The following is an 18685-nucleotide window of genomic DNA, read 5'->3' as shown; positions in this document are numbered from 1 at the left end:
GTCCCGCCGGGCCTTCGGCCGCCTCAGGCGGCGGCCGAACCCGTCACTTCGAAGCCACCAGGGCATACCCGGCGGACACAGGACGGATTAAGAACGGAAAGCTCTTTCAAGCCGCCTTGCGCCGCTCGCGCTTCTCGGCATGCGCCACCAGCGCATCGCGCACCCAGGCCCCCTCTTCATGCGCCTTGACGCGCTCGGCCAGCCGCTCGCGGTTGCAAGGCCCATGCCCCTTGAGCACCGCATAGAACTCGGCCCAATCGATCTCGCCGAAATCGTAATGACCGCGCTCGGCGTTCCACTTCAGTTCGGGATCGGGCACCGTCAGCCCCAGATATTCGGCCTGCGGCACCGTCTGGTCGATCATCTTCTGGCGCAGCTCGTCGTTGGAGAAAAGCTTGATCTTCCATTGCATAGACTGCGCGCTGTTGGGCGAGTCTGCATCGGGCGGACCGAACATCATCAAGGCCGGCCACCACCAGCGGTTGAGCGCCTCCTGGCACATCGCCTTCTGCTCGGGCGTGCCGTTGCGGCACATCTGCACCAGCAGGTCGTAGCCCTGGCGCTGATGGAAAGACTCTTCCTTGCAAACGCGCACCATGGCGCGCGCATAAGGGCCGTAAGAGCAGCGGCACAGCGGAATCTGGTTGATGATGGCCGAGCCATCGACCAGCCAGCCCACCATGCCCACGTCGGCCCAGGTCAATGTGGGGTAATTGAAGATGCTCGAATACTTGGCCTTGCCCGAATGCAGATCGGCCACGAGCTCATCGCGCGAGACGCCCAGCGTTTCGGCGGCGCTGTAGAGATAGAGGCCGTGGCCACCCTCGTCCTGTACCTTGGCCATGAGAATGGCCTTGCGCTTGAGGCTGGGCGCGCGGGTGATCCAGTTGCCTTCGGGCAGCATGCCGACGATTTCGGAATGCGCATGCTGCGAGATCTGGCGCACCAGCGTCTTGCGATAAGCCTCGGGCATCCAGTCTTTGGGCTCGATGCGCACGCCCTCTTCCAGGCGCCGCTGAAAGGTCTGCTCATCGCCGGACAGCTCGTCGACGCCGCGCACGCGGGCCACGCCGGTTTCGACCAATTGCGCGTACATGATTTGTCTCCTTGCACACCCTAGGGAAGGCCATTTCGCTTGCCTGGCGAACTTGAACTTACGCCTGCAAACACAGCCTGTCGATGCCAAGGATTATTCAATACACATTTTTCATTGTCAATCAAAAAACCGTATCACTTTCGGTTTATGTATCATGTCGGAACTGTCCCCGATCCCCTGCCGGAGCCGGCGCCATGGCCGCTGCCCCTTCCCCGCTGGACCGATTTTTGCAACGCCTGCTCAAGGACGATCCGCCGCGCGCGCAATCGCTATGCGTAAGTCTGCTGGGCGACGCGCTGGCGCCCCACGGCGGCGCCATCTGGCTGGGTAGCCTGATCGAATTGCTGGAACCGCTCGGCATCAACGAACGCCAGTTGCGCACCAGCGTGTTCCGCCTGGTGGCCCGCGGCTGGCTGCGGGCCGAGCGTCACGGTCGGCGCAGCCTCTATCTGCTGGACGAGCTGGGCCGGCGCGACACCGCACATGCCTCGCCACGCATCTACGAGGGCTCTCAGCCCGAATGGGACGGCAGCTGGACGCTGGTGGCCCTGCCGCGCATCGGCAACAACGCCATGGCCGAGCGCGCCGAACTGCGCCGCGAACTGCTGTGGGAAGGCTTCGGCATGATGGCGCCGGGCCTGTTCGCGCACCCCCAGATCGCGGCGAGCGCGGCGCACGACATCCTCGAAAAGCTCGGCATCCCCGACAAGGCGCTGGTACTGGCGGCTCAGGATCTGGCCGACGCGGGCGGCCTGCCCATCGCCAGTCTGGCGGCGCAATGCTGGAACCTGGACGAGGTGGCCGAGCAATATCGGCTGCATACGCGCAATTTCGAACCCCTGGCCCGCCTGCTGCAAGACGAGCGTCCGACTCCCGCGCAGGCTTTTGCCGCTCGAGTGCTGATGCTGCACCATTGGCGACGCGCCGTGCTGCACGACCCCAGGCTGCCCGTTGCCCTGTTGCCTGCCGCCTGGCCCGGCCACGAAGCCCGTGCGCTTTGCGCGCGGCTGTACTGGCAGTTGTTCGATGCTTCCGAAGCCCACCTGGACCGTATAGCCGGCCAGGACAACGCGCATTACCAGTCGCTGGGCAAGGCCGCCCTCAAACGCTTCGGCGGGCGCGACGCGCACGCCTGACCAATCATGATTCCCAACACGCTCGAACGCCCCGATACCCCGCCGCCTGGCTGGCGCCAGATTCTTACCGACCTCACCCCCACCGCCGCCGCCAACGGATTGATAGGCATGATTTTCAGCGCCACCGGGCCGGTGGCCATCGTGCTCGCGGTCGGCACCCACGGCGGTCTGAGCGAAGCGCAAATAGCTTCCTGGCTGTTCGGCGCATTCACCCTCAACGGCCTGCTCAGCTTGTTTCTGTGCTGGTTCTATCGCAAGCCGCTGGTCTGTTTCTGGACCATACCGGGCACGGTGCTCATCGGCCCTGCGCTGGGCCATCTGAGTTTTGCCCAGGTCATGGGCGCCTGCTATGCCACCGGCCTCTTCATGCTGCTGCTGGGGCTGTCCGGCTGGGTGCGGCGCGTGATGGACGCCATTCCCATGCCCGTGGTGATGGGCATGGTTGCCGGCGTGTTCCTGAGCTTCGGGCTGGATCTGGTGCGCGCCATGCACAACAACGTGGTCATCGCCATTCCGATGGTCGCGACCTGGCTGACGCTGGGCGTCGTTCCCGCTTTGGGCAGACGCATGCCGCCCATCCTGGGTGCGCTTGTCATCGGCGTGCTGGCCATCTATTTGTCGGGCCAGGGACACGACATGAACCTGGGCAGTGCCGGCGCCATGCTGGCCCGTCCCGTCTTCGAGCCGCCGGTCTGGTCCTGGCGCGCCATGGTCGAGCTGGTTATCCCGCTGGCCATCGCCGTGCTGGTCGTACAGAACGGCCAGGGAATCGCCGCCCTGAAGGCGGCGGACCACGACACCCCGACCAACGCAGTGGCGGTGGCCTGCGGTATCGGCAGCCTCATTACCGCCGCCGTGGGCTGCGCCTGCACATGCCTCACAGGCCCGACCAACGCCATCGTCACCTCGTCGGGCAGACGCGAAAGCCACTATGCCGGTGCCATTTTCTGCGCACTGCTCGCCGTCGCCTTCGGTCTTTTCTCGCCCCTTTTCACCCGCTTGCTGCTGCATACTCCGCACGCCTTCATCATGGCGCTGGGCGGCCTGGCCATGCTGCGGGTTCTGCAGGCTTCTTTCGTCACGGCCTTTCGCACGCGTTTCACGCTGGGTGCGATGGTGGCATTTCTGGTAACCGTAGCCAACCTGAGCATCGCCAATATCGGCGCGGCCTTCTGGGGCTTGGTGGCGGGTTTTGTCGTGTCGTGGCTGCTGGAGCGGCCCGACTTTCACGCCGTGGCCAAGGAACTGGCCGCGCGGCGCGAGTGAGCAGCGCGCTGCGCTGCCCGCGTCTTACAGCTTTAAAAGGTGCTCGCGGTAATACTTGAGTTCGTCGATCGACTCGTAGATATCCGCCAGGGCTTCGTGGCGGCTCTTCTTCTCGAAGCCTTTGTATACCTTGGGCGCCCAGCGGCGCGCCAGCTCCTTGAGCGTGCTCACGTCCAGGTTGCGGTAGTGGAAGAAGCGCTCGAAAGTCGGCATGTAGCGGAACATGAAGCGGCGGTCCTGGCTGATGCTGTTGCCGCACAGCGGCGACTTGCCCGCCGGGACGTGCTGCGACAGGAAGGCGATGAGCTGCTGCTCGGCCTCGGTCTCGGTAAGCGTCGAAGCCTTGACCTTGTCGATCAGGCCGCTCTTGCCGTGCGTGTTCTTGTTCCAGTTGTCCATGGCGTCGAGTACGCTGTCGGGCTGATGGACCACCAACACCGGCCCCTCGGCCACGACGGTCAGGTCGGGTTCGGTGACCACCACGGCCACCTCGATGATGCGGTCGGTTTCGGGCTCGAGCCCGGTCATTTCCATGTCGAGCCAGACCAGGCGGCTCTCGTGTTGCGCCACACCCTGCTGCGGCCCTGCACCCGGTTGATTGTTTGCGTCGTCGGCCATGTGTCTGTCGCCCTATAATTTGCGTAATCAAAACCCGATTTTCTCATACCCCGACGTGTCCTCTCCCGCCCTCTTTTCCCTGGTTTTCGTCATGATGCTGCTGGCCGACCTGGCCGCGCGCATGTGGCTGTCCGCAAGGCAGATGCGGCATGTGGCCGGCCACCGCGACCAGGTACCGGCCGAATTCGCCGACCGCATCAATCTGGCAAGCCACCAGCGGGCCGCCGACTACACCCGGGCCAGGGCACGACTGGGCATGCTCGAGCAGATCTACGACGCAGTCATTCTGCTGGGGCTGACGTTGTTCGGCGGCCTGCAATGGCTGAACCAGGCCGTGCAGCATGTCTACGACGCAGCCATTCTGTTGGGGCTGACGTTGTCCGGCGGCCTGCAATGGCTGAACCAGGCCGTGCAGCATATCTCCGCTCACGCCTTGCCGCGCCAGTTGCTGCTGCTGCTGGCCGTGACGGCAATCATGGGCGTGCTGGACCTGCCCTTCACGCTATGGCGGCAGTTCCGCCTGGAAGCGCGCTTCGGTTTCAACCGCATGACGCCCGCGCTGTTCGTGGTGGACGCGGTCAAGGGCATCGCCTTGGGCCTGGTGCTGGGCCTGCCCCTGGCCGCGGCCGTGCTATGGCTGATGGGCCGGGCCGGCTCGATCTGGTGGCTGTGGGCCTGGGGTCTGTGGATGGCCTTCAATCTGCTGATGCTCTTCATCTATCCCATGTTCATCGCGCCGCTCTTCAACAAGTTCACGCCGCTGACCGATGCGGTGCTGGCCGACCGCATCCGCCTGCTGGCGCAGCGCTGCGGCTTCGCCCTCGGGGGCTTGTTCGTCATGGACGGCTCGCGCCGTTCGGGACACGGCAACGCTTACTTCACCGGCTTCGGCAAGGCGCGACGCATCGTCTTCTTCGACACGCTGCTCGCGCGCCTGAATGCCGACGAGATCGAGGCTGTGCTGGCCCACGAACTGGGGCATTTCGCGCACGGGCATATCGTCAAACGCATCGTCACGAGCTTCGTGCTGGCGCTGGTCTTCTTCTCCATGCTGGGATGGCTGGCGCAACAGCCTTGGTTTTATGCCGGATTGGGCGCATCGATGCGCAGCGACGGCAGCGACGACGCCATGGCCCTGCTGCTCTTTTTTCTGGCGCTGCCGGTGTTCACTTTTTTTCTCACGCCGCTGGGCAGTTGGTATTCGCGCCGCAACGAGTTCGAGGCCGACCGCTATGCCGCCAGGCAAAGCTCGGCCGCACAACTGGTGTCGGCCCTGGTCCAGCTGTACGACGACAATGCCGCCACGCTCACGCCCGACCCGGTACACTCGGCTTTCTACGACAGCCACCCGCCCGCGTCCGTGCGCATCCGGCATCTGATGCAAGCCGCCTCGCAGCCGACATGAGCGCGACGAGCCGCTCCCGAGTTTTTCTCACGCGGTGCATGACACGCAAGGCTGCCGCATGAACGCGCCCAAGACCGAGCTCGAAGGACGCATCATAGCGGCCCATGGCCGCCACTATCGCGTGGAACTGCCCGACGGCAGTACGCGGCAATGCTTTCCGCGCGGCAAGAAGACCGGTGCCGCCGTGGGTGACTACGTGCGCATCACGCCCCAAGGCCAGGACGAAGGCGCCATCGACGCCGTGCTGCCGCGCCGCAACCTGCTCTACCGTTCCGACGACATGCGCTCCAAGCAGTTCGCCGCGAACGTCGACCAATTGCTCATCGTAGTGGCGGTAGAACCCACATTTTCCGATGACCTGACCGGCCGCGCCCTGGCCGGCGCCTGGAGCGCCGACATCGTCCCGCTCATCGTGCTCAACAAGACCGACCTGGCAGATGGCCTGGCTGCCGCGCGCGAACGCCTGGCTCCTTTGCAGACACTGCATGTACCCATCGTCGAGCTGAGCGCGAAAAACCCGCAGGCCGTGCGCGAGCAGATGGCCCCGTACCTGACCGGCAAGACCAGCCTGTTGCTGGGCCAGAGCGGCATGGGCAAGTCCACCCTGCTCAACGCGTTGGTGCCAGATGCCCAGGCTGCCACACAGGAATATTCGACCGCCCTGGACATGGGACGCCACACCACCACCAGCACGCGGCTCTATCATCTGCCGAAGCCCGGTGGCGACCTGATCGACTCTCCCGGCTTTCAGGCCTTTGGCCTCTCGCACCTGTCGCGCGAAGATATCGTGCGCGGCTTTCCGGAATTCACGGCGCATATCGAGCATTGCCGCTTCTATAACTGCAGCCACCGGCACGAACCGGGCTGCGGCGTTGTGGCCGCGGTGCGAAATGGACAGATCACGCCGCAGCGCCATGCCTTGTACGAGCGCATTCTGCAGGAGCACGAGGCGGCGCCGCGGTATTAAGCCTAAGCCGCAGCGCTTGCTGAATTGCCGAGGCCGACCAGCCTCGAGACCTGTGCAACCCGACCGACGGCTCGAGACACCAGCCTCCGTCAAAACCCTTGATCTTCGACTTTCAACACTGCGCTAAGCAAGGTGCGGTAAAGATTGCGCAACATCCCTGCCGTGGCGCCCCAGATGAAATACCCTTCCCAAGGCATTGCGAAATACTGCCGCTGGCGGCCGTCGGGCAACTGGGCCTGATACAGCCGGTGATTGACCGGATTCATCAGGAACTCCATGGGCGTCTCAAATACCTCAGCCACTTCGAAAGCGTCGGGCGCCAGCGCAAACCCCGGGCTCACCAGCCCCACCACGGGCGTCACGGCAAAGCCTGTGCCGGTGCCGTACTTGGGCATGGCGCCCAGCACTTCCACATGGGCCCGCGGCAAGCCGGTTTCTTCGAAGGCCTCACGCAAGGCCGCATCCACCGGGCTGGCGTCGTCGGCTTCGATACTGCCGCCGGGAAAACTGATCTGCCCGGCGTGATCCCGCAAATGCGCCGTCCGCTTGGTCAGCATGATTCGCAGGCCTTCGGGGCGCGCCACCAACGGGATCAGCACGGCGGCCTCGCGCCCCGTGGAGCGAAGATCGGCGCCGCCCGACTTGGCGTCCAGTTGCCAGCCTGGAATGGCCGACCATAGCTGGCGAAACGACTCCGGCTCGAACCACTGCGAACCGACGGCAGACAACCCCTGGTCGGCCACCTGCCAAGGCTGACTCGACGGATCGAAGCCTGGCGTGAACGATGTGCGGGGACGAGAAGGAGCGGAATCGGACATATTGAATCGGTGTAAAAAAGGCACCCCATCGGGTGCCTTCTTTTTGTCTTGCAGCGGCGAAGACCGACTGTGGACTCAAGCCTGAGCTTGATGCTGGGCCTTGCTGACCAGTTTTTCCTTGATGCGAGCCGACTTGCCCGAACGGTTGCGCAAGTAGTAAAGCTTGGCGCGACGCACATCGCCGCGGCGCTTGATTTCGATCGAGGCGATCTGCGGCGAATACAACTGGAAGGTACGCTCGACCGCTTCGCCCGACGAAATCTTACGCACGATGAACGACGAGTTCAGGCCACGGTTGCGGCGGGCGATGACCACGCCTTCAAAAGCCTGCACGCGCTTGCGGGTGCCTTCGACCACGTTGACGTTGACGATTACGGTGTCGCCAGGGCCGAAGTCGGGCATGGCTTTGCCGCCGGTCAGACGAGCAATTTCTTCTTGCTCGAGAGTCTGGATGAGATTCATGGATATAGCTCCTTAAGCATCTTGCCAACAGAGGAGAAAGTTGTTGTGTCTGTAGGCAGAGGATGAAGCAACAAAAGATTCTATACCAAAAAGCCTATATATGCAAAGCACTTAGCTCAGACTGAGGAGATAGCCTAAGGGCCAGAACCCGCAAAAATCTCAGAACCCCGCCGCCGAGCCAAGCCATAGAACAGCGGGAATGGCAATGCCCCAGGCGGCGACCATCAGCACATCAAGCAGCATGGCTTTGCGCGAGACGATCTGGTTGGCGGACATCTGGCGCACGTCGCCCAGCGACGCAGCAGACTGAAAAGCAATAGCCTGCGCCCCCGAGGACTGGGGTTCGGGCGGGAAAGGCCATTTGCGGGGAACCTGGGCGGCAGGTTGCTGGCGCGCGGGCGCGCAGGCGCGAGACTTTCCGGAAGAGGGTGCAGCGGAGGCAGGCCTGCGCAGGCCGGAAATCGGCAGCGAGGGCAGCGAGGGCAAAACGGCGGATGCGGCGATGCTCATGGTGGCACTCCTTAGGTCTGGCAGGTCGGAGCGCCATGCTCCGATCTGCCGCGAATCGAACTAAACGATGCGGATCAAATGAACCGAATCAAACGAACAGGGACAACTGGGGAGACGTCGGGGTATTGCGGACACTGCGAATAGGGATGACCGGAGGAACAAACTGCTGGCAGTCGAGCTGCACACGGGGCGCGAGGTTTAGGCCATGCTTGCGCGCCGCGACCAGAAACCGCTGACGCAGCAGATCAGCCCACAAACCGGTACCACGCATGCGAGTGCCGAAACGCGGATCGTTGCGGCGGCCGCCGCGCAGATCTTCGATGCGGTGCAGGACGCGCTCGGCACGGTCGGGAAAATGCGTGCGTAGCCATTGCTCGAAGACCGCTTGAACCTCCCAGGGCAGCCGCACGACGGTGTAGCTGCCCCAGCGCGCACCGGCTTCGGCCGCCTCGGCCAGAATGGTTTCGAGGAAGGCGTCGTTGATGAAGGGAATCATGGGCGCGGCCAATACCCCGACCGGTACGCCGGCCGCAGTCAAGGCGCGCACAGCCTGCAGTCGGCGCCATGGCGCTGACGCCCGGGGTTCCAGCGTGCGGGCCATGTCGGCGTCCAGCGTGGTAATGCTGACGTAGACCACGACCAGGTTGCGCTCGGCCAGGGCGGCCAACAGATCGACGTCGCGCTCGACCAACGCGTTTTTGGTGACCAGCGTAAGCGGATGGCGTGTCTCGAGCAAAAGCTCGAGCAGGCCTCGCGTCAGGCGCCAATGCCGCTCGATGGGCTGGTAGATGTCGGTGGCGGAGCCCAGATTGATAGGTGAGACGCGGTGGCTGGGCTTGGCCAGCTCTGTGCGTAGCGCCTCGACGGCGTTGACCTTGGCGGTCAGCCTGGTTTCGAAATCGAGCCCAGGAGAGAGCCCCAAATAGGCATGCGTGGGGCGCGCGTAGCAATAGGAGCAGCCGTGCTCGCAGCCCCGGTACGGGTTGACGGCCAGCTCGAAGGGAATGTCGGGAGAATCGTTGCGGGAGAGCAGCGTACGGATCTGCTCAGGTCGCACCAGCGTGACTGGGGATGAGGAAACGTCGTCACCCTCGCTGCCAGGCTCGGCAGCGGCCTCGGTCGACCACTCGTTTTCGAGGGGCGCGACGCGCGTATCCGACTGGTAGCGGTGCCCCACATTAGTAACCGCACCCCGGCCGCGCAAGGCGGCGGGGGCGGTAGCCGGGGACCCAGAACCGGCGGAAACAGCGAAAGAGGAACGATCGATGTTTGCCATGAAAGCACTGTATAAAAAAACAGTACTTTTTGCAAGCAGCTCAGCGCCCTCGAATCGACAAACCCAATTTACTCCAAGAAAAGCGCTCTGGAGAACTATTGATTTCGTCTAATGAAAAAACCTTCAAAAACAATCACAATCCATTGTTTTTAAACGATTTATCAACAAAGCAACAGGGCAAAAAATTATTCGTTGACCCGCATCGGGCATTGCTGTTATCGCGTAGCCGATGTGCATTCACCGACTCGCGGGCATCCATTGAGAAGAACTTCACTGTGGCAACTGCCCCTTCGGAATCCCCAGATGCCGAATCGGCGCGACGGGCTGCTGCAGTTGATCGAACGTGCACTGCATGGCGTTGTTGAACGACACCACCACGATGGAACCCACCACATAAAGTTGGTAGTTCGCGGTAATGCGCACCGGCGGATTGTCGCATTGATGACTGACGGCCTCGCTCAAGCTGCCCGGCAGCGTGTCCATGGTTTCGCGCATGCGGTATTGACCCAGCAGATCGCGCACCCAGCCCCAACCCGAAGTCAGGTAGATAGGCACCAGACGCCGCAGAAAGGGGTACTTCTTCATCGTCAGATTGAGCACCGGCGGATAGCCGGCCGTGCCGTTGAGCACGTAGTGCTCAAGCTGGATGCCGCGCGCGGCATAGCGCTGATTGATATTGACGAAGTCGTCGGCCAGACTGGCGCTAATGCGATGCTCGTAGCCGTTCTGCGCCAGCATGGCATAGCCGTAGACGGCAGCCAGAAGCAGCATGCTGTAGGCCGGCAGCCCCAGGAGCGGCCACAGGCCATAGCGCTGCAGACGCGGCCAGGGTATGGTCTCGCGCCATAGAATGCACAACAGCACCAGGCTGGCCGAGATCAGCGCGCCGATGCCCACCATGATGCGCGGCTCGATCACGGCCTCGCTCAAAAACAGCAGCGGCCCCATGGCGCTCAAAGCCAGTGCCGCAGGAACGATCAACGCCAGCGCCAGACGTCCGATGCGCCCCGCCATGCCGCAGAAACGCCAGGCGTGCGCCGCATAGCGCAGCCCGAACACCAGAGCGAGCGCCAGGCCGAGGATCAGCGCCGCTCTGAGCGGCCACGAACCGGTCTCGCTCAAGCCTTCGCGTATCAGTTCCCAGTAGCTCAGCACGTTGTCGGACAACGCCGACCATTCGCCGGGACGCAGCAACGCGGCGTGATAGCTGGCGTAGGTATTGCGCAGGATCACGGCGGCGATGATCTTGTACGGGATCATCGCCGCCGCCACTTGAGCCAGGCGGCCCATTGCCTGGCGCACGAGCATGCCGGGCGCGGCATCGCGCCACATCAAATACAGAAACTCGAGCACGCCGAAGACCAGGAAAGCATTGAGCGAAGGCTGGTACAGGCACAGTGTGCCGAGCAGGCAAAGCACGCCCCACCCCATCCTGCGGCCGCGCCAAGGCGTCTCGCAAACAGCCGCAACGGCCAGGCTCATGGCCAGGACCATGGTCAACACGTCGAATTTGTACGACAGGTTTTCCAGAAAGAAGGGACTCGCACCCAGCGGAAACGCAGCCAGCATGGCGGTGGCGGTATCGCGAATCTCGAACTTGCGGGCCACCAGCATTGCGCACCAGGCCAGTAGCAGCACCGCCAAGACCTGCGGCAAGGGCGTCAGGTCGGTCAGGGGCGTGCCCATATTGAGCGACTGCATGACGAGCGTGGTCAACGGCCGCCCGTCTCCCGTCCATCCTGTGTAGCCGCTATGGACTCGGCCCAGATCGTCCACATACAGGCGGTCGGCATGCAGGATGCAATAGGCGACGATGCCGTTCAGAATCAGGGCGGCGTTGAAGACAGCCTTGTTCCAGCGCGGAATGTCGGAGACCTGCGTGGCGCGTTGCGCCGGCGAAATGTTCATTGAGGAAGGGATATCGATTCTCTGTTCGCGCAAGAGCATACCCGAATAAAAAAGGCCGGACGCATGTGCGTCCGGCCCCAAATAGCAGTCGATCAGCGCTCGGGTCTCACTTATTGGGCTGCGGCGTAATGCGCAGATAAGGCCGCACGGCCTTGTATCCCTTGGGGAATTTTTCTTTGAGCACAGCCTCGTCCTTGAGCGACGGCACGATGATCACGTCGTCGCCGTCCTGCCAGTTCACCGGCGTGGCCACGCTATGGCTGTCGGTCAGCTGCAGCGAATCGATCACGCGCAGGATCTCGTTGAAATTGCGCCCCGTGCTGGCCGGGTAGGTGATCGTGAGCCGCACCTTCTTGGCCGGGTCGATGATGAACACCGAGCGCACCGTTGCCGTGGCGCTGGCATTGGGATGAATCATGTCGTAAAGCTCGGAAACCTTGCGGTCTTCGTCGGCCAGGATGGGAAAGTTCACCGTGGTCGACTGCGTGTCGTTGATATCGTGGATCCAGTCTTTGTGCGACTGGGCACCGTCGACCGACAGTGCCAGCACCTTGACGTTGCGACGGGCGAATTCGCTGGCGAGCTTGGCGGTGTAGCCCAGTTCGGTAGTGCACACGGGCGTGAAGTCTGCCGGATGCGAGAACAGCACCCCCCAGCTATTGCCCAGGTACTCGTAAAAACGAATCGGACCGACAGAGGATTGCTGCTCGAAATCAGGGGCGGTGTCGCCCAGGCGTAGCTGTGCCATGGAAACTCTCCTGCAAGGTTGTGGGACCGGGTAGACCATTCTGGCAGCTATGCGGGGCGGGCAAAAATAGCCTGCCCGCATAACCTTATGAACGATGCTCTGAATTTACGGCTGGCTGGCTTTTTCCCATTGCATGCCGCAGGCATCGGCGACCGCGCCGCCGCGCACCGCCGCCGACAGGCCCGATGCGCGCGGCAGAATATGTGCGGCATAGAACAGGCTGGTGGCCAGCCTGCGACGGTAATAGACATCGGAGGAGCCTGCGGCCAGATGCTTGCGGCAGGCCAGCGCCGCGCGCGCCATCTGCCAGCCGCCATGCACCGTGCCAGCCAGCATCAGCAAGGGCACGCTGCCCGCATACACGGCCCGTACTTGCCCCGCCGCGTTTTGCAGCACATAGGCCACGGCGTCCTCGTAGGCGCAGATGGCCTGGTCGAAATTCAGGCGTAGCAGATCCAGCGCGTCGCGGTCGCCTGCATCGGCTTTTTGCACCTCGGCGGTCACGAGTCTGAGCGTTTCGCGCATGGCCGCAATGCAGGCATGTGCCGTGGCACCGCCGTCGCGCACGGTCTTGCGGCCCACGAAGTCGTTGGCCTGGATGGCCGTGGTGCCCTCGTAGATGGGCAGAATGCGCGCATCGCGGTAATACTGGGCCGCGCCGGTTTCTTCCATGAAACCCATGCCGCCGTGCACCTGGATGCCCAGCGAAGCCACTTCCACAGCAGACTCGGTGGCGAAGCCCTTCACCACCGGCACCAGATATTCGTAAAGCGCCTGCTGACTGGCACGCACCGCGGCATCGGGATGATGCGTGCCCAGATCGTGCGCGGCCGCGGCCACGTAGGACACCGATCGCGCCGCTTCGGTGAGGGCCTGCATGGTCAGCAGCATGCGCTGCACATCTGGGTGATGCGCGATCGCCACCGGACCGGCCGAGCCCTCCACCGCACGGCTCTGGACGCGTTCAAGGGCGTAGTCGCGTGCGTGCTGGTAGGCCCGCTCGGCCACCGCCACCCCCTGCTGCCCCACCGCGAAACGCGCCGCGTTCATCATGATGAACATGTATTCCAGGCCGCGTCGCTCTTCGCCCACCAGATAGGCCACGGCGCCCTCGCCCACCTCTCCCTTGCCCGAACCGTAGACCAGTTCGCAGGTTGGGCTGCCGTGGATGCCGAGCTTGTGCTCGAGCTTGGCGCACCAGATATCGTTGCGCTTGCCCAGGCTGCCGTCATCATTGACCAGGAACTTGTGAACGATGAAAAGCGAGAAGCCATTCACGCCCGAAGGCGCGTCCGGCGTGCGCGCCAGCACCAGATGCACGATGTTCTCGGCCTGATCGTGCTCACCGTAGGTGATGAAAATTTTCTGGCCGTAGAGGCGGTAGCTGCCATCGTCCTGGCGCACTGCGCGCGACGCGATCTGCGCCAGGTCGGAACCGGCCTGCGGCTCGGTCAGGTTCATGGTGCCCGACCACTGCCCGGTGATCAGCTTGGGCAGATAGCGCTGCTGTTGCGCCTGGGAGCCCACCGTCAGCAGCGCTTCGATCACCGCGTCGGTCAGCATGGGGCACAGCGTAAAGGCTAGGCAGGCCGACTGAAAGTTCTCGTGCACCGGCGCCGCGATCAGCTTGGGCAACCCCTGCCCGCCCCACTGCACGGGATGCGGCAAGCCTTGCCAGCCGCCTTCGCCATATTGAGCGTAAGCCTTGGCCCAGGCGGGCAGCACGCGCACCTGACCGTCCTGCCAGACGGGCGGCTGGCGATCGCCTTGCGGGTTCAGCGGCGCCACCACTTCCTCGACCAGACGGGCGTTCTCTTCAAGAATGGCGTCGACGAGATCGAGGCTGGCGTCTTCCTGGCCCGGCAAGCCGATCACGTCGGTCAGACCGGCCAATTCATTGAGCGTGAAGCGTATGTCCTGCAATGGAACCTGGTAGGCCAAAGCTGTCTCCCTATATTTATGCGTTCATTATATTTCCTGCTCCGCGCCGATAGGCGTCGGCTTGACGGCAAGCCTGCCATGCGTAATAACCACACCTTCGGCCGGGTCGACGACCCGCCCGATCCTCAAAATACCAATCTACCGGAGCTTTCAATGCGAATTGCCCTTGCCGCCTGCGCCCTAGCGCTGGCCAGCCTTGCCAATCAGGCTTACGCCCGCGACACCACGCTGCATCTGCCCATCCAGGACGTGCTCAATAGCCCTGATTTTCAGCAAAAAGTCGGCAATGGCGTTCAATTCTATTTCGGCAACCAGCCGGCGCCAAAAGCGCTGAAGTCTTTTGGCGAGTTCGTCACCAACAAGAAAACCAACGGCTTCAGCAAAAGCGACGTCAACGCCTGCCGCTGGGCGATGCTGTCGGCGCTCATACAACTGAAGGAGCGTGCAGACTCCGAGGGCGCCAATGCGGTCGTCAACATCGTCAGCTACTACAAGAAGAACGTGTACTCCAGCCCCGCCGAATACGAATGCCATGCCGGCGCGTTCGTCACGGGCGTGGCGCTCAAGGGCACGTTCATCAAGACGAAGTAGTCCGTCGGTTTTTTCTTCTCGTAAAAAGTTCGAGGCTGCCGGGCCAGGCCCGGCAGCCTCGAACTTTCAGCACTGCGTATCAAGCCGGCTCAGAGCGCCGCGGCCAGTTCGGGCACCACCTGGAAGAGATCGCCCACCAGACCGTAATCGGCCACCCCGAAGATCGGCGCTTCGGGATCCTTGTTGATCGCCACGATCACCTTCGAATCCTTCATGCCGGCCAGGTGCTGGATCGCCCCCGAGATGCCCACGGCCACATAAAGCTGCGGCGCGACGATTTTGCCCGTCTGGCCCACTTGCCAGTCGTTGGGTGCATACCCGGCGTCGACCGCCGCGCGCGAAGCGCCCATGGCCGCGCCCAGCTTGTCGGCCAGCGGTTCGAGGATCTTGAAATTCTCGGCGCTGCCCATGCCTCGGCCGCCCGACACCACGACTTTCGCGCCCGCCAGCTCGGGGCGGTCGCTCGTGGCCCCTTCGCGGCTCACAAAGCTGGACAGACCCGAATCGGCCACTGCAGCCAGCGGTTCCACCGTGGCCGCACCGCCTGTGGCGGCTACCGCATCGAAGCCCGTGGTGCGTACCGTGATCACCTTGACCGCGTCGCCCGATTGCACGGTGGCGATTGCGTTTCCCGCGTAGATCGGGCGCACGAACGTGTCGGCCGATTCCACCCCGATGATGTCCGAAACCTGCGCCACATCCAGCTTGGCGGCCACGCGCGGGGCCACGTTCTTGCCCGAGGCGGTGGCCGGGAACAGAATGTGGCTGTAGTTCGCGGCAACGCCCAGAATCTGGGCTTCCAGGTTCTCGGCCAGGCCGTCGGCCAGCTGCGGCGCGTCGGCCAGCAGCACCTTGGCCACGCCCGCAACCTGCGCGGCGGCATCGGCGACAGCCTTGGCACCGCTCCCCGCCACCAGCACGTGCACGTCCCCGCCGATCTTGGCCGCCGCGGCCACCGTGTTCAGCGTCGCGCCCTTCAGATGGGCGTTATCGTGTTCGGCAATAACCAGAATCGTCATCTTCACACCACCTTCGCTTCGTTCTTGAGCTTGTCCACCAGCGCCGCCACGTCGGCCACCTTGATACCGGCCTTGCGCGCCGGCGGATCGGTCACCTTGAGCGTCTTGATGCGCGGCGCCGGATCAACGCCCAGGTCTGCCGGAGCCAACGTCTCCAGCGGCTTTTTCTTGGCCTTCATGATGTTGGGCAGCGTGACATAGCGCGGCTCGTTCAAGCGCAGGTCGGTCGTGACGATGGCCGGCAGCTTGATCTTGATGGTCTCCAGGCCGCCGTCCACCTCGCGGGTCACCGTGGCCGTGCCATCGCCCAGTTCGACCTTGCTGGCAAAAGTCGCCTGCGGCCAACCCAACAACGCGGCCAGCATCTGCCCGGTTTGGTTGGCGTCGTCGTCGATCGCCTGCTTGCCCAGAATGATCAGCTGCGGCTGTTCCTTGTCGGCCAGGGCCTTGAGCAGCTTGGCCACCGCCAACGGCTGCAGCTCCACATCGGTCTGAACCAGAATGCCGCGGTCGGCGCCGATGGCCAGCGCCGTGCGCAGGGTTTCCTGCGCCTGGGCCACGCCGCACGATACCGCCACCACCTCGGTGGCCTTGCCCGACTCTCTGAGCCGCGTGGCTTCCTCGACCGCGATCTCGTCGAACGGGTTCATGGACATCTTCACATTGGCGATATCGACACCGGTCTGATCGCTCTTGACGCGCACCTTGACGTTGTAGTCAACCACGCGCTTGACGGGTACAAGCACCTTCATCCAACAGTCTCCTATCTTTCCTAGAAACTTTTCCAGTAACGGGTTTTCGGCAATTTTTCGATTCTACAGCTTGGACAGCGCCCGTATGTGGGCCACCACGCTGCGGCCCAGAGCCGACAAGCTGTAACCGCCCTCCAGAGTGCTGACGACGCGTCCCGCGGCATGGCGGTCGGCCACCTCGACGACACGCTCGGTAATCCACGCATAATCGGATTCGACCAGGCCCATCTGGCCCATGTCGTCCTCGCGATGCGCGTCGAAGCCCGCCGACACCAGGATCAGCTCGGGCCGATGGGCCTCGAGCCGCGGCAGCCACTGTTCGGTCACGATGGCGCGCACGGCCGGCCCGGAGGTATAGGCCGGCACCGGCACGTTGAGCATATTGGCCGCGGGATGGCTCGTTTCACCGTAAGGAAAGAGCGGGTGTTGAAAAAAACTGCACATCAGTACGCGCTCGTCGCCAGCGAAGATCTCTTCAGTGCCATTGCCGTGGTGCACGTCGAAATCGACGATGGCCAGGCGCTGCACCCCGTGCGCAGCCATGGCGTGCGCGGCGCCGACGGCGACGTTGTTGAAAAAACAGAAGCCCATGGCGCGACGGCGGCCGGCATGATGGCCAGGAGGCCGTACCGAGCAGAACGCGGTCTCGGCCTGGCCCGCCATCACGGCATCTACTGCTGCCACGGCCGCGCCGGCGGCGTGCAGCGCCGCATCCAGCGTATGGTGGTTCATCAGCGTGTCGGGATCGATGGGGGTGTAGTCCCCTTCAGGCGGCACGCTTGCCGACAGGGAATCGAGATACTGCGCATCATGCACGCGCAACAAGGCTTCGCGGGTCGCCTCGGGCGCCGTACGCGCATCAAGAAAAGACATCATGCCGCTGGCCAGCAACTGATCGGATATGGCATCGAGCCTCTCCGGGCTCTCGGGATGCCAGCCGCCCATTTCGTGCAGCCGACACGAGGGGTGGGTAAAATACAAGGTCTCCATGGGGAAGATTGTATGTTCATGCTCAGGCGTTTGCTGCAAACCGGCACGGTAGTGATTCCTTTCGTGCTTGCCGGTTGCGCATCCTCCCCTCCCCGGGCACCTGTTCCCAACATTCCCCCCACTGCCTCGTCGTCCGGCCCGATACACATAGGCCCGACCGAACCGGGCCCGTCGGACGAGCCCTCTTCCACCACGCTGCCAGGCGGCCAGCTGCGCCCCGAGGTCGACGCCTTTGCGCGCGACCTGGCCAGCCGCGAAAACCTGCCGCTGGAACGGGTGCGTGCCAGCCTGTCCGATGCGCGCTATAGCGCGACCGTGGCGCGCCTGATCCTGCCTTCCGTGCCGGGTCACAAAATATGGCGCAGCTGGCTCACTTACCGTTCACGTTTCGTCGAACCCAAGCGCATCCGCTGGGGCGCCGAGTTCTGGCGCGAAAACGCCGCTGCCTTGAATCAGGCGCAGCAGCGCTATGGCGTGCCGGCCAAAATCATCGCCGGCATCATCGGCGTGGAGACGATCTACGGCCGCAATATGGGCAGCTTTCGCGTGATGGACGCGCTCTCGACGCTGGCTTTCGACTACCCTGTCCCCGACAAGCCCGACCGCGCCGCGATGTTCCGCGGCCAACTGGGCGATTTCATCACGCTGGCCTTGCAAGGTCGGCTCGACATCGACACCCGCGGTTCGTACGCGGGCGCGATCGGCATGCCGCAGTTCATGCCGCAAAGCATCATGCAATACGCGGTGGACAGCGCAGGCAATCCGGGCGGACACATCGATCTGGCCAACGATCCGGCCGACGCCATCATGTCGGTCGGCAATTACCTGGCCCAGCACGGCTGGGTGCGCGGTGTACCGGTATTTGCGCCGGTGACGCTGCCGGCCGATCCTTCCGCACTGGTCGCAGGCGGGCTGGCACCCACCCTGACCTGGAGCCAGTTGCAGGCCGGCGGCGCCCATGTGGAACCGGGCGCCGGCGCCGGAGCGTGGACCCAGCAGCCACTGGGCATCGTGAACCTGGATGAAGAGGCGCGCGCAACGGCTCAGTACCGCACGGGCACACCCAACTTCTTCGCCATCACGCAATACAACCACAGCTATTTCTACGCTGCTGCAGTGTCGGATCTGGCGGATGCCGTTGCGGCCGCCGTCGGGCCGCGATTGGCGGGCGCCGAACTGTGA

The 18685-nt window shown here is 63.5% G+C and carries 18 protein-coding genes; 6 read left to right on the top strand and 12 right to left on the bottom strand.

Translation table 11 applies throughout. From position 1 onward, the window contains the following. Positions 1-106 precede the first annotated feature (106 nt). Positions 107-1096 (bottom strand): 1,2-phenylacetyl-CoA epoxidase subunit PaaA, encoded by a 990-nt coding sequence (gene paaA / locus ACTHJ1_RS00900; RefSeq protein WP_440186460.1) that lies wholly within the window; start codon positions 1094-1096, stop codon positions 107-109. A 194-nt stretch (positions 1097-1290) separates the two neighbouring features. On the opposite strand from paaA, the gene paaX reads away from it, so the two are divergent. After that, positions 1291-2232 carry a phenylacetic acid degradation operon negative regulatory protein PaaX gene (paaX, locus tag ACTHJ1_RS00895; RefSeq protein ID WP_440186458.1) on the top strand — a complete coding sequence of 314 codons (942 nt, stop codon included), beginning with the start codon at positions 1291-1293 and terminating at the stop codon, positions 2230-2232. A gap of 6 nt (positions 2233-2238) precedes the next feature. Further along, positions 2239-3498: a benzoate/H(+) symporter BenE family transporter gene (locus ACTHJ1_RS00890; protein WP_440186456.1), complete on the top strand. Its 1260-nt coding sequence runs from the start codon at positions 2239-2241 to the stop codon at positions 3496-3498. 24 nt (positions 3499-3522) lie between these two features. Here ACTHJ1_RS00890 and orn read toward each other — a convergent pair whose 3' ends face one another. Continuing rightward, the gene (gene orn / locus ACTHJ1_RS00885; RefSeq protein ID WP_440186462.1) at positions 3523-4068 is read right to left on the bottom strand and encodes an oligoribonuclease; all 546 of its coding nucleotides are present in this window, start codon (positions 4066-4068) and stop codon (positions 3523-3525) included. Between the two features lie 103 nt (positions 4069-4171). On the opposite strand from orn, the gene ACTHJ1_RS00880 reads away from it, so the two are divergent. Continuing rightward, positions 4172-5521, top strand: a complete 1350-nt coding sequence (locus tag ACTHJ1_RS00880) for a M48 family metallopeptidase (RefSeq protein WP_440186454.1) — start codon at positions 4172-4174, stop codon at positions 5519-5521. A gap of 58 nt (positions 5522-5579) precedes the next feature. After that, positions 5580-6488, top strand: a complete 909-nt coding sequence (gene rsgA / locus ACTHJ1_RS00875; protein WP_440186452.1) for a ribosome small subunit-dependent GTPase A — start codon at positions 5580-5582, stop codon at positions 6486-6488. A gap of 89 nt (positions 6489-6577) precedes the next feature. On the opposite strand, the gene ACTHJ1_RS00870 is transcribed toward rsgA, so the two are convergent. From ACTHJ1_RS00870 to ACTHJ1_RS00840, 7 genes are all read right to left on the bottom strand, one after another. Next, complete coding sequence (locus tag ACTHJ1_RS00870) at positions 6578-7306, bottom strand: CoA pyrophosphatase (RefSeq protein WP_440186450.1); 729 nt, start codon at positions 7304-7306, stop codon at positions 6578-6580. 75 nt (positions 7307-7381) lie between these two features. Next, positions 7382-7768, bottom strand: a complete 387-nt coding sequence (gene rplS / locus ACTHJ1_RS00865; RefSeq protein ID WP_440186448.1) for a 50S ribosomal protein L19 — start codon at positions 7766-7768, stop codon at positions 7382-7384. Between the two features lie 159 nt (positions 7769-7927). Next, positions 7928-8278: a hypothetical protein gene (locus ACTHJ1_RS00860; RefSeq protein ID WP_440186446.1), complete on the bottom strand. Its 351-nt coding sequence runs from the start codon at positions 8276-8278 to the stop codon at positions 7928-7930. 88 nt (positions 8279-8366) lie between these two features. Further along, positions 8367-9554, bottom strand: a complete 1188-nt coding sequence (locus ACTHJ1_RS00855; protein WP_440186444.1) for a PA0069 family radical SAM protein — start codon at positions 9552-9554, stop codon at positions 8367-8369. Between the two features lie 270 nt (positions 9555-9824). Then, positions 9825-11462 carry a glucosyltransferase domain-containing protein gene (locus ACTHJ1_RS00850; protein WP_440186442.1) on the bottom strand — a complete coding sequence of 546 codons (1638 nt, stop codon included), beginning with the start codon at positions 11460-11462 and terminating at the stop codon, positions 9825-9827. Between the two features lie 106 nt (positions 11463-11568). Continuing rightward, entirely contained in the window at positions 11569-12210 is a 642-nt protein-coding gene (locus ACTHJ1_RS00845; RefSeq protein WP_440186440.1) for a peroxiredoxin, read from the bottom strand. A 105-nt stretch (positions 12211-12315) separates the two neighbouring features. Continuing rightward, positions 12316-14151: an acyl-CoA dehydrogenase gene (locus tag ACTHJ1_RS00840; protein ID WP_440186438.1), complete on the bottom strand. Its 1836-nt coding sequence runs from the start codon at positions 14149-14151 to the stop codon at positions 12316-12318. A 78-nt stretch (positions 14152-14229) separates the two neighbouring features. Here ACTHJ1_RS00840 and ACTHJ1_RS00835 point away from each other — a divergent pair, with 78 nt between their 5' ends. After that, complete coding sequence (locus ACTHJ1_RS00835) at positions 14230-14742, top strand: excinuclease ATPase subunit (protein WP_440186436.1); 513 nt, start codon at positions 14230-14232, stop codon at positions 14740-14742. An 89-nt stretch (positions 14743-14831) separates the two neighbouring features. Here ACTHJ1_RS00835 and ACTHJ1_RS00830 read toward each other — a convergent pair whose 3' ends face one another. The 3 genes from ACTHJ1_RS00830 to ACTHJ1_RS00820 all read right to left on the bottom strand — a co-directional run bounded on the left by ACTHJ1_RS00830 (position 14832) and on the right by ACTHJ1_RS00820 (position 17503). Beyond that, entirely contained in the window at positions 14832-15761 is a 930-nt protein-coding gene (locus ACTHJ1_RS00830) for an electron transfer flavoprotein subunit alpha/FixB family protein (protein ID WP_440186434.1), read from the bottom strand. 2 nt (positions 15762-15763) lie between these two features. Beyond that, on the bottom strand, positions 15764-16513 hold the full coding sequence (locus ACTHJ1_RS00825; protein WP_440186432.1) for an electron transfer flavoprotein subunit beta/FixA family protein: 750 nt from the start codon (positions 16511-16513) through the stop codon (positions 15764-15766). Between the two features lie 63 nt (positions 16514-16576). Continuing rightward, a complete protein-coding gene (locus ACTHJ1_RS00820) occupies positions 16577-17503 on the bottom strand; it encodes a histone deacetylase family protein (RefSeq protein WP_440186430.1) in 927 nt (308 codons plus the stop codon). Between the two features lie 12 nt (positions 17504-17515). Between ACTHJ1_RS00820 and mltB the strand changes: the two genes are divergently transcribed. Further along, a complete protein-coding gene (mltB, locus tag ACTHJ1_RS00815) occupies positions 17516-18685 on the top strand; it encodes a lytic murein transglycosylase B (protein WP_440186428.1) in 1170 nt (389 codons plus the stop codon).

The organism is Bordetella sp. (assembly GCF_051960075.1).
In the GTDB taxonomy this organism is placed as follows: Bacteria; Pseudomonadota; Gammaproteobacteria; order Burkholderiales; family Burkholderiaceae_B; genus Bordetella.
The sequence above is the reverse complement of the archived record's forward strand: the minus strand, read 5'-3'. Positions and strand labels throughout refer to the sequence as shown.

Excerpts from the sequence above, each read along its gene's own strand:
- ACTHJ1_RS00845 (WP_440186440.1), bottom strand. The coding sequence starts at position 12,210 with ATGGCACAGCTACGCCTGGGCGACACCGCCCCTGATTTCGAGCAGCAA.
- ACTHJ1_RS00820 (WP_440186430.1), bottom strand. The coding sequence starts at position 17,503 with ATGGAGACCTTGTATTTTACCCACCCCTCGTGTCGGCTGCACGAAATG.
- mltB (WP_440186428.1), top strand. The coding sequence starts at position 17,516 with ATGTTCATGCTCAGGCGTTTGCTGCAAACCGGCACGGTAGTGATTCCT.
- ACTHJ1_RS00870 (WP_440186450.1), bottom strand. The coding sequence starts at position 7,306 with ATGTCCGATTCCGCTCCTTCTCGTCCCCGCACATCGTTCACGCCAGGC.
- ACTHJ1_RS00850 (WP_440186442.1), bottom strand. The coding sequence starts at position 11,462 with ATGAACATTTCGCCGGCGCAACGCGCCACGCAGGTCTCCGACATTCCG.
- ACTHJ1_RS00825 (WP_440186432.1), bottom strand. The coding sequence starts at position 16,513 with ATGAAGGTGCTTGTACCCGTCAAGCGCGTGGTTGACTACAACGTCAAG.
- ACTHJ1_RS00830 (WP_440186434.1), bottom strand. The coding sequence starts at position 15,761 with ATGACGATTCTGGTTATTGCCGAACACGATAACGCCCATCTGAAGGGC.
- rplS (WP_440186448.1), bottom strand. The coding sequence starts at position 7,768 with ATGAATCTCATCCAGACTCTCGAGCAAGAAGAAATTGCTCGTCTGACC.
- rsgA (WP_440186452.1), top strand. The coding sequence starts at position 5,580 with ATGAACGCGCCCAAGACCGAGCTCGAAGGACGCATCATAGCGGCCCAT.
- ACTHJ1_RS00860 (WP_440186446.1), bottom strand. The coding sequence starts at position 8,278 with ATGAGCATCGCCGCATCCGCCGTTTTGCCCTCGCTGCCCTCGCTGCCG.
- ACTHJ1_RS00835 (WP_440186436.1), top strand. The coding sequence starts at position 14,230 with ATGCGTAATAACCACACCTTCGGCCGGGTCGACGACCCGCCCGATCCT.
- ACTHJ1_RS00855 (WP_440186444.1), bottom strand. The coding sequence starts at position 9,554 with ATGGCAAACATCGATCGTTCCTCTTTCGCTGTTTCCGCCGGTTCTGGG.
- paaX (WP_440186458.1), top strand. The coding sequence starts at position 1,291 with ATGGCCGCTGCCCCTTCCCCGCTGGACCGATTTTTGCAACGCCTGCTC.
- paaA (WP_440186460.1), bottom strand. The coding sequence starts at position 1,096 with ATGTACGCGCAATTGGTCGAAACCGGCGTGGCCCGCGTGCGCGGCGTC.
- ACTHJ1_RS00890 (WP_440186456.1), top strand. The coding sequence starts at position 2,239 with ATGATTCCCAACACGCTCGAACGCCCCGATACCCCGCCGCCTGGCTGG.